This window comes from Pantoea sp. SO10 (assembly GCF_005281435.1).
Taxonomy (GTDB): domain Bacteria; phylum Pseudomonadota; class Gammaproteobacteria; order Enterobacterales; family Enterobacteriaceae; genus Pantoea; species Pantoea leporis.
Genome location: NZ_CP040095.1, coordinates 3,538,149 through 3,552,443, shown reverse-complemented (window position 1 = coordinate 3,552,443; position 14,295 = coordinate 3,538,149). Strand labels below are relative to the sequence as shown.

18 protein-coding genes are annotated in these 14,295 nt (G+C 54.6%); 13 read left to right on the top strand and 5 right to left on the bottom strand.

Annotated elements, in window-relative coordinates; translation table 11 throughout:
* Nucleotides 1-148: 148 nt before the first annotated feature.
* The 3 genes from flgN to flgA form a co-directional block, all read right to left on the bottom strand.
* Nucleotides 149-580: a flagellar protein FlgN gene (gene flgN / locus FCN45_RS16335; RefSeq protein ID WP_137386516.1), complete on the bottom strand. Its 432-nt coding sequence runs from the start codon at nt 578-580 to the stop codon at nt 149-151.
* Nucleotides 577-855, bottom strand: a complete 279-nt coding sequence (gene flgM / locus FCN45_RS16330; RefSeq protein WP_137386515.1) for a flagellar biosynthesis anti-sigma factor FlgM — start codon at nt 853-855, stop codon at nt 577-579. Before flgM ends, flgN begins: the two co-directional genes overlap by 4 nt.
* Before the next feature lie 74 nt (nt 856-929).
* Nucleotides 930-1,694 (bottom strand): flagellar basal body P-ring formation chaperone FlgA, encoded by a 765-nt coding sequence (flgA, locus tag FCN45_RS16325; RefSeq protein ID WP_137386514.1) that lies wholly within the window; start codon nt 1,692-1,694, stop codon nt 930-932.
* Nucleotides 1,695-1,778: 84 nt separating this feature from the next.
* Here flgA and FCN45_RS16320 point away from each other — a divergent pair, with 84 nt between their 5' ends.
* The 12 genes from FCN45_RS16320 (at nt 1,779) to FCN45_RS16265 (ending at nt 11,551) form a co-directional block, all read left to right on the top strand.
* Complete coding sequence (locus tag FCN45_RS16320; protein WP_137386513.1) at nt 1,779-2,129, top strand: flagellar basal body protein; 351 nt, start codon at nt 1,779-1,781, stop codon at nt 2,127-2,129.
* A 2-nt stretch (nt 2,130-2,131) separates the two neighbouring features.
* Entirely contained in the window at nt 2,132-2,557 is a 426-nt protein-coding gene (gene flgC, locus FCN45_RS16315) for a flagellar basal body rod protein FlgC (RefSeq protein ID WP_137386512.1), read from the top strand.
* A gap of 2 nt (nt 2,558-2,559) precedes the next feature.
* Nucleotides 2,560-3,270 carry a flagellar hook capping FlgD N-terminal domain-containing protein gene (locus FCN45_RS16310; protein ID WP_137386511.1) on the top strand — a complete coding sequence of 237 codons (711 nt, stop codon included), beginning with the start codon at nt 2,560-2,562 and terminating at the stop codon, nt 3,268-3,270.
* A gap of 11 nt (nt 3,271-3,281) precedes the next feature.
* Complete coding sequence (gene flgE / locus FCN45_RS16305) at nt 3,282-4,472, top strand: flagellar hook protein FlgE (protein ID WP_137386510.1); 1,191 nt, start codon at nt 3,282-3,284, stop codon at nt 4,470-4,472.
* A gap of 2 nt (nt 4,473-4,474) precedes the next feature.
* Nucleotides 4,475-5,206, top strand: a complete 732-nt coding sequence (locus FCN45_RS16300; protein WP_137386509.1) for a flagellar basal body rod protein FlgF — start codon at nt 4,475-4,477, stop codon at nt 5,204-5,206.
* A 14-nt stretch (nt 5,207-5,220) separates the two neighbouring features.
* Nucleotides 5,221-6,006 (top strand): flagellar basal-body rod protein FlgG, encoded by a 786-nt coding sequence (gene flgG, locus FCN45_RS16295; RefSeq protein ID WP_137386508.1) that lies wholly within the window; start codon nt 5,221-5,223, stop codon nt 6,004-6,006.
* A gap of 53 nt (nt 6,007-6,059) precedes the next feature.
* Nucleotides 6,060-6,740, top strand: coding sequence for a flagellar basal body L-ring protein FlgH (flgH, locus tag FCN45_RS16290; RefSeq protein ID WP_137386507.1), 681 nt, complete (start codon nt 6,060-6,062; stop codon nt 6,738-6,740).
* A 61-nt stretch (nt 6,741-6,801) separates the two neighbouring features.
* Complete coding sequence (locus FCN45_RS16285; protein WP_246862565.1) at nt 6,802-7,866, top strand: flagellar basal body P-ring protein FlgI; 1,065 nt, start codon at nt 6,802-6,804, stop codon at nt 7,864-7,866.
* Nucleotides 7,867-8,160 (top strand): rod-binding protein, encoded by a 294-nt coding sequence (locus tag FCN45_RS16280; RefSeq protein ID WP_137386505.1) that lies wholly within the window; start codon nt 7,867-7,869, stop codon nt 8,158-8,160.
* Between the two features lie 64 nt (nt 8,161-8,224).
* Nucleotides 8,225-9,595, top strand: coding sequence for a flagellar hook-associated protein FlgK (flgK, locus tag FCN45_RS16275; RefSeq protein WP_137386504.1), 1,371 nt, complete (start codon nt 8,225-8,227; stop codon nt 9,593-9,595).
* A 10-nt stretch (nt 9,596-9,605) separates the two neighbouring features.
* Nucleotides 9,606-10,514: a flagellin/flagellar hook associated protein gene (locus tag FCN45_RS16270; protein WP_137386503.1), complete on the top strand. Its 909-nt coding sequence runs from the start codon at nt 9,606-9,608 to the stop codon at nt 10,512-10,514.
* A gap of 5 nt (nt 10,515-10,519) precedes the next feature.
* Nucleotides 10,520-11,551: a hypothetical protein gene (locus FCN45_RS16265; protein WP_137386502.1), complete on the top strand. Its 1,032-nt coding sequence runs from the start codon at nt 10,520-10,522 to the stop codon at nt 11,549-11,551.
* Nucleotides 11,552-11,553: 2 nt separating this feature from the next.
* Here the strand turns inward: FCN45_RS16265 and FCN45_RS16260 are convergent, their stop codons facing one another.
* Nucleotides 11,554-12,018 carry a hypothetical protein gene (locus FCN45_RS16260; RefSeq protein WP_137386501.1) on the bottom strand — a complete coding sequence of 155 codons (465 nt, stop codon included), beginning with the start codon at nt 12,016-12,018 and terminating at the stop codon, nt 11,554-11,556.
* The gene (locus tag FCN45_RS23850) at nt 11,993-12,928 is read right to left on the bottom strand and encodes a transcriptional regulator (RefSeq protein WP_137386500.1); all 936 of its coding nucleotides are present in this window, start codon (nt 12,926-12,928) and stop codon (nt 11,993-11,995) included. The genes FCN45_RS16260 and FCN45_RS23850 overlap by 26 nt, the downstream gene beginning before the upstream one ends.
* A gap of 502 nt (nt 12,929-13,430) precedes the next feature.
* On the opposite strand from FCN45_RS23850, the gene FCN45_RS16250 reads away from it, so the two are divergent.
* Nucleotides 13,431-14,258, top strand: a complete 828-nt coding sequence (locus FCN45_RS16250; protein ID WP_246862536.1) for a flagellin — start codon at nt 13,431-13,433, stop codon at nt 14,256-14,258.
* Nucleotides 14,259-14,295: the final 37 nt, after the last annotated feature.

Genomic DNA, 14,295 nt, shown 5'->3' with positions numbered 1-14,295 from the left:
TGCGATCAATCGCGCCGCTGCGAAATGGGCGGCGGTTTGATGTGGTGCTTAACCGATCGGCATTTTTGCCAATGATGGCCGCTTAATTTACCCCCATAAACAAAAAAGTCGCCAATGTGGCGACTTTTTTTATGCAACAAGCGGGAGGTTATCGTTGATAGAGGAAGTTTTGCTGGCCTTGTCCGGTCAACGATCCCAGCGTTTCCTGCTGCATAGATAACAACAAACCGTTGCGCTCATTCATCTGCTGACAAGATAACGCACTGAGCTCCAGCGTACGCCACCAGCTTTCTGCTTGCTGTGCCAGCGCGGCGGGCAGGTACGGCATAAGCTGGCTGATGCCGCGGCTGTCGGAAGCCAGCTTCAGCGCCTGTAAGGTTTCGCTGCGACGCTGCGCCGAACCGTGTAATTGCTGATAAATGGCCAGCAACTGCTCATTCACAGACTGCAGGTTCATCGCATCGCAGGCGATCATCGCCTCACGCTGCTGCTGCAAAAGTGCCGTCAGCGCATCGTAGTGCTGCGTATCCTGTTTGATATCACGCAGCAGCGTTTTTACGCGTTCCGCGGTGCTGTTCATGAGCGATAAAAGTCCATCATGGCCTGCGCCAGCGTGTCGGTATCCACCTGTAAACGACCAGATTTCAACGCGTCCTGCATGGCGCTCACAAAGGTCGCGTCCACGTCTGGCATTTCACGCAGTTGTTGCTGTGCAGCCTGCATTGGGCCTTGCTCGGTTTTGTCGCTGCGTACTGCTGCGGCCTGACTTTTGGTTGCAACAGATGCGTCGTTCAGCGATGTAGTAACAGATTTAGCAACTGGCGCTATGCCAGTCTCATTACGGGTGATTTTCATTTTCTTATGTCTCGGGTCGATTACGGCATACCTGAGCACAACGACACTGCCCAGCGGAAACTTAAATTCCGCTTTTAGGGGGTGCCCGGCGCGACCAACATTCGCACCACGCCGCGATCGTCGACGCGCGCGCTCACCACGCGCTGGCTTTGCAGATTGCGCACTTTAATGATGTCGCCTTTGCGGCCTTTTTTCAGCGCTTCGCCCATCATCTTCGCCTGCACGCCATCCTGCTCGGCAATCATCACAATCTGTTGGCCGCGTTCGATCAATACCGGCTGGTCGAGATGGGCCGGCGCGATCGCCTGCAACTCACGCACACGTTTTTTCAGCGTAAAACCAACCGCCTCGTCGGGATGGGTGAGAAAGCCGTCACGCAGTCCCACAATATTGCGCTTCTTCATTTCCACATCGCTGGCCGCCAGCTGTTTGCCCCGTTCCAGCATGTTTTTCGCCACCAGAATCGGCAGATAGACATCCGGTTTTACCGTCACGGCAATTTCCCAGCCGTTGGCACCATCGCAACGAATGTCATAGCGCAGACGCGCCAGATCCCTGCGATCGCCGGCCGGCAATGCCGAGGTTAAGGGGCGCGCGCAGCGCTGAAAACGGCTGACTTCGGAAGGAATAAAGACGTTGAGCTTGCTGCTGAAATCTTTCCAGCCTTTCTGTTTAGCAATGCGCTGGATGTCAGACGTCGCGTTGGCGACGGCCTGATTATAGATCTGCTTACGTGCCGTTTGCGCCTCAGGCGCGGCAAAAATCGGTGTTGAAAAAATCAGCAGGCTGAGCGGAATCAGGCGGAAAAGCGACTTCCCGTTAAAACGCAATGTGTTCATAAAATTCTCACCAAATCAAAGATTTAAAAGTTGGCACGCTGTTTGCTTAATGGCGTGTGAATCGCAACTGATGAGGAACACCACATGGGGATAAGTTTTGACAAAGCGCTGGGGGCACATCCCGCCGCCTTACAGCTTCGACTTTCGCGAGCAGAGCTGTTAACGGCCAACCTGGCAAATGTGGATACCCCGAATTACCAGGCTAAAGATATTGATTTTGCCGCAGAGATGCAACGTTCAATGCTGAAAAGTTCGTTCACTTCTTCGCCAGCAATTCAGTATCGCGTGCCGTATCAACCATCGTCCGATGGCAACACCGTGGCGCTGGACGTTGAGCAGGCCGAGTTCTCGAAAAACTCGCTGGATTACCAAACCAGCCTGCAATTTCTCAGCAGCAAATTTATCGGCCTGAAGCAGGCTATTGAAGGGAAATAATTTTGTCTTTCAACGATATCTATCGCGTATCGGGTTCAGCAATGACGGCACAAACCGTTCGTCTGAACACCATCGCCAGTAACCTGGCCAACGCGGAATCTCCGGCAGCAAGCGAAGCTGCCACCTATAAGGCGCGCCGTCCGGTGTTTGCCGCCATTTATCAGAACAGCAAGCTGATGGATTCACCGGCTTTGGCGGGTGCGCGCGTGCAGGTGTTGGATGTGGTGGAAACCGGTACGGCGGTACGCCGTTACGAGCCGGGCAACCCGCTGGCGAATGCGCAGGGCCACGTCTTCTATCCCGACATTAATACCGTCGAAGAGATGGCCGACATGATGTCCGCGTCGCGCAATTTCGAAACCAACGTGGAAGTGTTGAATAGCGTGAAAAGCATGCAGCAAAGCCTGCTGCGTCTGGGTGAGGCTTAAGTATGAGTGTGAATAACGTCAACAACAGCGGCGCGGGCGTAGAGACCTACGGCCAGACGCCGCAGAGCAACGGCGGCACCAGCAGCATGTTCCTGACCTTGCTGGTGGCGCAGATCCAGAACCAGGATCCCACCAATCCCACCGACAGCGCGGATTACATCAATCAACTGTCGATGATGTCGCAAATGGAGTCGATGCAGACGCTAACCGACACCATGACCGGCGTCTACTACATGGCCGAAAGCATGCAGGCGATGGGGATGGCGAATCTGGTGGGCCAGCAGGTGTATGCCAGCAGCAACAGCATCAAGCTGGAAGGTAACAGCATCGATGGACGTATCAATCTGCAGCATCCGGCGGAAAACGTCACGCTGCACATCAAAGACAGTGCGGGCAAAGAGGTCAAACTGGAACTCGGTAAGCAGCAGCAAGGCGATGTCGGATTCACCATCGATCCCGCCACGCTTGGCCTGGCCGATGGCGACTACACCTTGAGCGTGGTGACCGATGCGGGGGAAGAGAAGATTCCGATTGAGATCGCCGGCACCGTCAACAGCGTGCGTTTCGATCCGCAGACGGGCGCACCCATGATCAACATTCCTGGCCTGGGCGAAGTGGCTTACAACACCATTCGTCAGTTTGGCAGCAGTAAAAATCCGGCGCCCGCGCCATTTCTTTCTCCTGACGCGAATGCAGCGCGTCGTTTTTCCTAAGGGTTTTTTCCATGAGCTTTAATATTGCAACCTCTGGCCTGAACGCGGTCACTAAACAGCTTGGCGCGATCAGCAACAACATCGCCAACGGCGGCACCGCTGGCTACAAATCAATGCGGGCTGAATTCTCGTCGCTGTACGCGGGCGGCCAGGCGATGGGCGTTGGCGTAAGCAGCATCTCACAAAGCATCACCCAGAACGGTGGTATTACCGGTTCTTCACGTGGTCTGGATCTGGCGATCTTCGGCAACGGCTTCTTTATGACCAAAGATACCAGCGGCAACGTCAGCTATAGCCGTGCGGGATACATGGGCACCGACAGCCAGGGTTACATTACCAATAACCTTGGTAAACGTGTGCAGGGTTATCCCGTGGATGCTAACGGCCAGTTGCAGACCGGCGTCATTGGCGATCTGAAAATTTCTGCAGGCAGCATTCCAGCGAAAGCCACCGACAGCATGGGCTTCACCGGCAATCTGAACGCCAATGCCAAACAGCCAGAAGTCACGCCGTTCGATAAGAGTGACAGCAAAAGCTACAACAACACTTACACCAGCAAAGTCTACGATTCACTGGGTCGCGAACACACCATCGAACAGTTCTTCGTTAAAACCGCAGACAACGAATGGGAAGTGCACTATTTCGTTGATGGAAATACGGCTACGCCAGCTTCACAACCCCTGGAATTCAGCACCAATGGCGTCATCACCTCGCCAACCAGCGCCGTCAACATTACTGCCGCCATTCCGGGCGCAGATGGACTTAGCATCGCGCTGGATTACGCGGGCACCAGCCAGTACGGCTCTGAGTTCAATGTTTCGAAAAACAGCCCGAACGGTTATTCCGCCGGTGAGAAAAACGGCGAGCAGATCGACGACGACGGCAAGATCTACGCGACTTATAGCAATGGCGAACGTCTGCTGCAAGGCCAGTTAGTGCTTGCTAACTTCACCAACCCGAACGGCCTCAACTCTGAAGATGGCACCGCGTGGTCAGCAACCAACCTTTCCGGGCAGGCGATTATTGGCGTGCCGAAAAGCGGCCTGAACGGCGCTATCCAATCCTACGCACTGGAAGGTTCTAACGTCGATATGACGGAAGAGTTGGTCGGCTTGATGAGCGCGCAGCGTAACTATCAGGCAAACACCAAAGTCATCTCGACCAATGATTCGATGATGAACGCCCTGTTCCAGGCGCTGTAATTATGGATCGCATGATTTATACCGCCGTCAGCGGCGCCAATCGCAGCCTGACGCAGCAGATGATTCACTCAAACAACCTCGCCAATGCCAATACCGAAGGTTTTCGTGCCGATCTCGAACGCGCGACAACGCAAGCGGTCGCGGGTGGCGGTTACGACAGCCGTCATCAGGTGCGCAGTGAAAACGGCGGCATCAACATGGCGCACGGCTCACTGCAGGAAACCGGTCGCGAGCTGGATATCGGCATCAAAGGCGACGGCCTGATTGCGGTGCGTGAAGGGCGTCGTGAGCTCTACACCCGCAATGGTCACATTGATATCGATGACATGGGCAACCTGTCGATTGGCGGCAAACCGCTAATCGGTGAGAACGGCCCGATTCAGCTGCCACCGTTTTCGCAGGTGGCGATTGGCGATGACGGCACCATTACCATCATTCCGGAAGATGGCAACGTGGCGGCAGCAATGGATGTTGAGCGCATCAAGCTGGTGGATATTCCCGCCAATCAGCTGCGCAAAAACAACGACGGCTGGCTGATGGCCAATCGTCTGACCGCGCCGCGCAGCGAGAACGTGCAGCTGGCGAGCCAGCATCTGGAAGGCAGTAATGTCTCGGCGGTGAATGAGATGGTGCAAACCCTTTCGCTCAGCCGTCAATTTGAAGCGCAAATCAAAATGATGAAAGCCGCAGAAACCCTCGTGCAGGCAGGCAATCGCCTGATCCGCGGCAGCTAACAGGAAGCAAAGCAATGAATCCAGCTCTTTGGGTCAGTAAAACCGGTCTGGCGGCGCAGGACGCCAAAATGGCCGCCATCTCTAACAACCTGGCGAACGTTGATACCACCGGCTTTAAACGCGATCGCGTGGTGTTTGAAGATCTGTTCTATCAAACGCAGCGTGCGCCTGGCACCCAGTTAAATCAGAACAACCAGACGCCAACCGGCATTCAGTTCGGTAGTGGTGTGAAGATCCTCGGTACGCAGAAGCAGTTCACTCAAGGCGCGATGAAAAACACCCAGCAGGAGCTGGATGTGGCGATAGCCGGACAGGGCTTTTTCCAGGTAGAAACCGCCGATGGCGACATCGCTTATACCCGCTCAGGCAACCTGAAAATCAGCGCCGATGGCGTGATGACCAACGCTCAGGGCTTGCCGTTGATTCCACAGATTGAGCTGCCGGAAGGCACCAAAAATCTCACCATCGGCAAAGACGGCACCGTCAGCGCCACCGTGGCGGGCGAAACCGATCCGGTTGAACTCGGCCAAATCACCCTGGTGAATTTCGTGAATCCAGCCGGGCTGGAAGCGACCGGCAGCAACCTGTATCGCGAAACCGCCGCCAGCGGTGAAGCGGTAGAAGGCGTACCGGGCGAAGAAGCCTTTGGCCAGCTGGAGCAAGGCTCGCTGGAAGGTTCCAACGTGCAGGTGGTGGAAGAGATGGTTGACATGATCACCGTGCAACGCGCTTACGAGATGAACGCCAAAATGGTGTCGGCTGCCGATGACATGCTGAAGTTCGTCACGCAGCAGATGTAATTTTTTTTGGGCGGAAGGTGTTTTTCCGCCCATCGGGTAAGGCCATAAAAACAATGACACTGACAAAAAAACTCACCGGTGGTTTATTGCTGACCGCCGCACTGCTGCTGACCGGCTGTGAAAGCCCGGCGCTGCTGGTGCACAAAGATGACGCCGCCTTTGCGCCGCCGGAAGATCTGGCCCAGCCAGACGTCCGCGTCAGCGGAGGTGGGCTCTATAACACCCAATATCAATGGTCGCTGATGCAGGATCGTCGCGCTTACCGCGTGGGCGACATTCTCACCGTGCGGCTTGATGAATCGACGCAGTCGAGCAAACAGGCGCGCACTAACTTTGGCAAAAAGAATGATGTCGAGCTCGGCGTGCCGTCGGCGATGGGCAAAACCTTTGATGATTTAAGCGGCTCGATTAAGGGCAGCCGTAACTTCAACGGTAACGCCACGTCGGCGCAGCAGAACATGTTGCGCGGGTCGATTTCCGTTGCAGTGCACAAAGTGCTGCCGAATGGCGTGCTGGCGATTCGCGGCGAAAAGTGGCTCACCCTGAACCAGGGCGATGAGTACATGCGCGTAACCGGCCTTGTGCGGGCCGATGACATTGAACGCGATAACAGTATTTCATCCCAGCGTATTGCCAATGCGCGTATCTCCTATGCCGGGCGCGGTGCGCTCAGTGATGCCAATTCAGCGGGTTGGCTCACACGCTTCTTCAACCATCCGCTGTTCCCGATTTAAGGTGAAGAACATGATCAGAATGACCGTTCGCTATCTGCTGCCGCTGTTCCTCGCGGCCGGAATGATGGCATCCAATCACGCGAAAGCGCAGGCGCTGAGTTCGCTGGTCGATATTCAGGGCGTGCGTGATAACCAGTTGGTGGGTTACAGCCTTGTCGTCGGCCTCGACGGCACCGGTGATCGCAGCCAGGTGAAATTTACCGGCCAGTCGCTGGCCAACATGCTGCGCCAGTTTGGCGTGCAGATGCCGCCAAAAATCGACCCGAAAGTAAAAAACGTCGCAGCGGTAGCGCTGAGCGCCACGCTGCCTTCAATGTATGCACGCGGCCAGACCATCAACGTCACCGTTTCATCGATTGGCGATGCGAAAAGCCTGCGCGGCGGCACCTTGCTGTTAACGCAGCTGCGCGGTGCTGACGGTGAAGTCTACGCGCTGGCGCAGGGCAATGTGGTGGTCGGCGGGGTGAAAGCGGAAGGCGACAGCGGCTCCAGCGTCACCATCAATACGCCAACCGTTGGCCGCATTCCTAACGGCGCCTCGGTTGAACGTGAAGTGCCGAGCGATTTCCAGGACAACAGCGCGGTGATGCTGAACCTGAAGCGCCCGAGCTTTAAAACCGCTAACAACATTGCCGTGGCGCTGAATCAGGCATTTGGTGCCGGTACTGCGGTAGCGAAAAGCGGCACCAACGTTTCCGTCAACGCGCCGCACGATCCCTCCGCGCGCGTGGCCTTTATGTCGATGCTGGAAGATGTACAGATCAACGCCGGTAAACAGCCGCCGCGCGTAGTGTTCAACGCACGCACCGGCACCATCGTGTTGGGTGAAGGCATTGTGGTACGTGCCGCCGCCGTTGCCCATGGCAATCTCACCGTGACCATCGCCGAGCGCCCGAACGTCAGCCAGCCTGGCCCGCTCAGCAACGGTGAAACCGCGGTGACACCGGAATCGGATATCAGCGTCGACCGTGGTCGTGGTCAGATGGTTAACGTGCCGGCGGGCACCAGCCTGCGCAGCATCGTGAATACCATTAACAGCCTCGGCGCGGCGCCGGACGACACTATGGCCATTTTACAGGCGCTGCATGAAGCCGGCGCACTCGATGCAGAACTGGTGGTGATCTAAATGATTGATCGTATCTCAACCCCTTTTAGCCCGCTGGCCAACGGCATTGCGGGCGGCGCGAAGCCCAACAATCTGGAGCAGGCGGCCGAGAAATTTGAGGCGATGTTCCTGCGCACCATGCTGAGCGAAATGCGTAAAGGCACCGATGCGTTTGCCGGTGAAAGTGGCATGTTCAGCAGCCGCGAAGCGCGCAACCTGCGTGATTTTTATGATGATGCGCTGGCGCAGGAGCTGGCGAGTCAGCGCAGCACCGGCATCGCCAACGTACTCATTCAGCAGTTATCGCCAAAGTAGACTTAATAAACGCAGCATGAATGTCGCTCTGCCCAGGCAGAAACGGTGAATGCGAGAGGAAAACATGAGCATTATTAATATCGGTTACAGCGGCGCCAGTGCGGCGCGTATTGGCATGAACGTCACGGCGTTGAACATTGCTAATGCCGCTACCCGCGGTTACAGCCGTCAGCGCGTTGAGCAGCAGGCGATTGGCCCAATGGGCAATCAGCGCCTGGCGAGCGGCAACGGTGCGGAAGTCACGAATATCCGCCGTATGGCCGATCAATTTCGAATTGGCCAGGTTTGGCATGCCAACACGCAAACCCGTTATTTCGACGAGGGACAATCTTATCTCGGTGCGCTTGAGAAGCTGCTGGGCACCGACACCAGCGGCATCGGCGACGGTTTAGATAATTTCTTCAAGTCGCTGAGCGGCGCCAGTGAGAAGCCGGACAACCAGGCGATGCGCCAGGATGTGTTAACCGAAGCACGCGCGTTGTCAACACGTTTCAACAATATCCAGTCGTTCCTGCAGAAGCAGCGCACTAATAGCCAGCAGCAGCAGCGTGATTTGACCGTCTCAATCAACAGCGTGAGCGGCAACATCGCGGAGTACAACAAGCGCATCAAAGAGACCGAAGCGATGGGCGGCGATACCAGCATCTTGCGCGATCAGCGTGATGAACTGGTGAGCGAGCTCAGCGGCTACGTCGACGTGCGCGTGCAGGAGAATGAGAAAGGCGAATACAGCTTGATGCTCCCTTCGGGTCAGCCGTTAGTAAGCGGCAGTGATGTGGGGAGCTTGTCGATGGAGAAGGACGCCAGCGGTGAGCCCTTCCTGCAGCTGAATTTTGCTGGCAGCAGCTATCAGGTGGATATGAAAACCGGTGGCGCGTTTGGCGCGCTGCATGATTATCAGGTCAATACGCTGAACGGCATTGAAGAGAGCATCATTGGCATGGCGGAGTCGATGGCCAGCGCCTTTAACGATCAGCTGGCTCTAGGTTTCGATCTGAAAGGCAATGCCGGCAAACCGCTGTTTGATTTCGATATCAGTAATCCTAACGGCATGCTGCAGGTTAACGATCTCGCCTGGGATGAGCTGGCATTCTCCAGCGATGCAACCGCCACCGGCGACAATAAAAATCTGCTGGCGTTGATTAGCATTAAAACCAAAACCTTCACCATTCCGGGCATCGGCGAATCAACGCTGGATAGCGCCAGTGCGTCGCTGATCAGCACCGTCGGCATTAAAAGTCGCCAGAACCAAACCGAGCTCACGGCGGCGGCTGCACTGTTAGAAGATGCGGTGATGCAGCGTGATAGTTACAGCGCGGTGAACTACGACGAAGAGTACGTTGGCCTCACTAATTATACCCAGGCGTATCAAGCGAATATGAAAGTGATTGCCACTGGCGATCAGATCTTCACCGATCTGCTGGCCCTGTTCTAAGGAAAATACCATGCGAGTGAATAGCTTCAGTTTCTCCAGCACCATGTTAAACAGCATGGGGCGCAATACGACCCAGCTCAATAAACTGATGATGCAGATTACCGAGCAGAAGCGGGTGCTTAATCCTTCTGACGATCCGATTGCCAGCACGCAGCTGTCGCAAATCCGCCGTGAACAAGTGGCGATTGGGCAGTACCAAAGCAATATCGAGCGTTTAGGCCATAGCCTGGGCCAGCAGGAAACGCTGGTCGATTCAAGCAGTAAGCAGTTACTGAACATGCTGGATAAGTTGCGCGAAGCCAACAACAGCAGTCACGGTGCAGTCGATATGGCCGGTTACGCGACCGAGCTAAGCGCCATGAAAGAGATGCTGGTAGAGCAGATGAACAGCCGTGACGAAAGCGGACGCTATCTGTTTGCCGGTACCAAAACCAATCAGCAGCCGGTAATGCGTGATGCGACGACGGGTGAATGGATTTTTGCCGGTAACCACGAAAGCAACAACACACCGGTGGCGAACGGTGTACTGATGAAATCCAACACCGATTTAGCGGCGGCCTTTGGCGATGATCTGAAGCTGCTTAACCAGCTTGAGACATTGTTAGACAAAATGTCCGATCCGACCATCGCACCAGAAAGTTATGCCGACGAAATGACGGCGATGATTGGTCAGGTACAGAGTACGTCCGATAATGTTGCCGCGATTTTCACCGAACTGGGTGGACGTCAGAACAATATGGCGTTGCTGCAGGATGTGCATCTGGATAGCAAAATGATCCACGATGAAGTGGCGAATGGGCTGGAAGGACTGGATATTGCCACCGCGATGACCAATCTCAACAACTACACGATGGCCACGCAATACTCCTATAAAGCTTATGGTCAGATCTCCTCACTTTCACTGTTTAACCTGGGGTAATCGACATGATGCAGGTGGAGAATCGTCTGGCGCCGGGATTGCGCGCTCCCGCGCTGCACAGCGCACCGCTGACGGCAAAAGCGCCGGTCAGCAACGTGGCCAACACCCCCCCGCGCCAGAGCAGCAACTTTCCCGATGCGCCGCTGATCTCTTCTCAGCCGCTGCGCTACAACGTTCAGCTGAATCAACAGCTGACGCGCGTGCAGCAGGCCGATCATTTTTTGCAGGCGACCGAAAGTCAGCTGCTGAAGGTGAACCACGCGCTGAGCCGTCGCGGCGATCGCCAGACGGCGTTAGCCGAAACGCAGACGTTGCAGTCGCTGCTGTCACAGCGTCAAACGCTGTCCGGCGGCAGTGTGAATCGCCAGCTGCAGGTGTCGCTGGAGGGAAAATCACAGGTTAATTTCCAGCTGCGGGATGGTCGGGCATTAGTGAATAATCCCCAGCCGGAACTGCTGACGTTTTCCCTTGCAGGCCAGCAGCGCGAAATCAGCGCGGCGGCGATTGCCGCCGACAGTACGCCGCAGCAAACGTTACTGAGTCTGAACCAGGCGCTGGGTAAGTGGGGCATTCATGGCAAGCTGGATGCGCAGCGCGACGTCCAGTTTCAGGTCGATGAGCAGCAATGGTCACGCGTGAACCAGCATCTCAGCGTGCAGGGCGGCGGCGAACGTTATCCTCAGAGCCAGTTTTTTCCGGTTAAACCGCAGGCGGAAACCACGCTCGAGGATGAAGTGGCACGCGTGCTGGCGAATCCGGCACAGCTGGAATCGCTGCAGCCCACGCTCGATAGCACGCTGGAGCAGCTGACCCGGCAGCGTAAGCAGTTAGTCCGCACGAAGGCGCTGGTGCAGCAACGTGTTGATAGTATGTCGAATTTCAACAGTGCGCAGGCGGATAGCCTCGCACAAGAAGTGGCACAGCAGTTAGGGCAGCGTAATTATGGCCGTGTTGCGGATGCGATGGGCGCACAAGCGAACGTGCCGCGCGCCACCGTGAAAAACGTGTTGGGCAGCGCAGCGTTGCTGCGCGCCTGAGGTTAATGTTGCTGGTTGATCATCAATCCTGACGGCATCACCAGCATGCGATTGCCTTCAAACTCCACGCTATTAAAAGTGACGCCGTTGTGAGCATTAAAGTTAAAGATGCTTTTAACCAACGGCTTATCTTTACTGGCGTGCACCATCAGCGGTTGATAGCTGTAAACCACGCCGTTCCGCGTATTCGCTTGAGGGGTTAACAATATTTTGGCGAGAAATTGCCGGGTGGCGATTTCGCTGGTCAGCGTCATTAATACACTGTCAGATTTCACGGCAAAAAACGGCACATACAGCTCTCGCTGACCGTCTTCCACATCGTAAATACCCACTTCAATACCGCTACCGGTAAAATCTTCATCAAATATCGTATGACTTGACCACGGCAACCAGCCACGTACTGCTGCGGTAATCAGCAGTAACAAGGTCAGCAGCGCCAGACTAAGGGTTGCAAGACGCCATTTCATTCAGCTTTCTCTCCATCTCTTCAGTGAGCAGTTTGCTCAAGGCTTGCTGGTTATCTTCGGCATTAAATACGGTCATCACTAACTGCTGATGTGTGCAGGCGCTTTTAAGATTCAACGTCAGATTGATCACATCGCTGCTGGCGGAATAGTAAATATCCATGCGGGTAGCGCGCTGCTGCAGCGTGGTGTTCAGCTGACGCAAAGTGTTGCCAAGGAGTTCGGAGATATCTTTTTGCCGGGTGCTGGCGTCGCGCGCGGTATTGGTCAGTTGCAACAAGCGGATTTGCGTTGCGCCTTCCAGCGGCAGCTGCGCCAGATAAGGTTGCTGCTGCAGTGACGAGCGCCATATGCCCACCGCGAGCGCGATAAAAATCACCAGCGTTACGCCGAACAGCGCCATCCACAAATGAGGAGGTTTAGCGGCTGGCGGCGCTGCAGGAGTGGGCGCGGCTGACGGCGTCTCGGCGACAACGATGGGGGCTTGTTCGGCAGGTAATTCCGGCGGTGCGGTGGGCGGAGGTGAAGGCGGTGTCATGCTTAGCAGCTGCAGATCGCTCTCTTCGTCATCCTCTTCATTGACACGTCGCTGGAAATGGCAAAACTCGGCTTCGAGAATATAGCCTTTCTTCGGCACGGTTTTGATAATCAGCTGCTGCTTACCATCATCTTCCAGCGCCACGCGCAGTGCATGGATGGCATTCGGCAAGCTATTGCTGCCAATGACACGACGTTCCCATACCAGCTGATTCAGCTCTTCACGCGATAAAATCTGCCCGGCATGCTGAATCAGCACCACCAGCAGTTTCAATTGATATTCACCGAGTCGCCGCTGTTCGCCGCTCTCCTGGTGGATTAATGAAGCACTGGCAATATCGAGTAACCAGTGATTGATAATGCAATCTGACGTCATCGTTACTTTATTTCCCTTGGTATGGCGGGCATTGTTATCACCATCGTCGTCGCATCGAAAAAACGGGGTTAGACGATTATTATTTTATTATGCAAGACTAGTCTCAAAAAGAAGTGATTTCAATGCGTTGATTTAAGAACGATGAGATTTGTTGCAGAAAAAACCGGGAAAAAGGCTCTTAAGAAAAAGCATCATTCCTAAAAAATGATGAATAATAGCTATCAATATGATTCATTTTTAAATAAGTCGATATTTATTAGTGCGTTATCTATTTTTATCCTGTGCTTGTTTATAGTTTAATTTATCGGGTCACTCTGCCGCCTTTATTTTACCCTCTATATTTCATTCGCAAATAAATAATATTTTTTTCGCGAAAAGATTTTAAATGCATTTAAGAGATTCTATTAGCGTGCCGTTTTCTCCTGTTACTTGAAACGGAATCATCGGATTCCAACCTTTGGAGATAAACCTCATGTTAACTATGTTTACAAACTCAGCAGCTATGTCCTCAACTAACTCCATGAACCGTGCAAACTCTGCACTGTCCACCGCAATGGAGCGTCTGGGTACCGGTTACCGCATCAACTCTGCAGCTGACGACGCAGCTGGCCTGCAGATCGCTACCCGCCTTGATGGTCAGGCGCGTGGTATGGGCGTTGCGCAGAACAACATCTCGAAAGCTACTGCCATGATGCAGACCGCTGAAGGTGCTTTTGATGAAGTGAACAACATTCTGTTCCGCATGAAAGACCTGGCTACCCAGGCTGCGGATGACACCAACAACGCCGATGACCGTGGTGCGCTGCAGTCTGAGTTCGATGCACTGAACGCCGAACTGGGCAACATCATGAGCAACACCTCTTACGGCACAGAAAAACTGTTTGCCAGGGATGCAAGTGGTAATGGTGTTGGCAAAATGACGGGTGAGTTGCAATTCCAGATTGGTGCTTCTAAAGATGAAACGCTGAAAATTAACCTGAGCGGCGCGCTGGGTAAAGTCAGCAACGCACTGACTAAACTGTCTGCGTCAGGCATTTCAGGTGGCGCTGCTGCCGGTAACGCCATGCTGGAGAACGTCACGGCTGCACTCGATTCAGTGGGTTCAATCCGTTCAGATCTGGGTGCCAACATCAACCGTCTGGGTCATACCGCGGCTAACCTGGCCAACATGAAAGACAACACTGAGCTGAACCTCGGCATCATCCAGGACGCTGATTTCGCTGCAGAAGGTGCAAAAATGAGCCGTCAGCAGATGCTGATGCAGAGCAGCCAGCAGATGCTGAGTCAATCTAAAGGTATGGGCCAGATGGTTCTGGGCATGCTGGGCTAATTCCCTTTTAAGTTTTGAAAAACACCGCTCTTGAGGC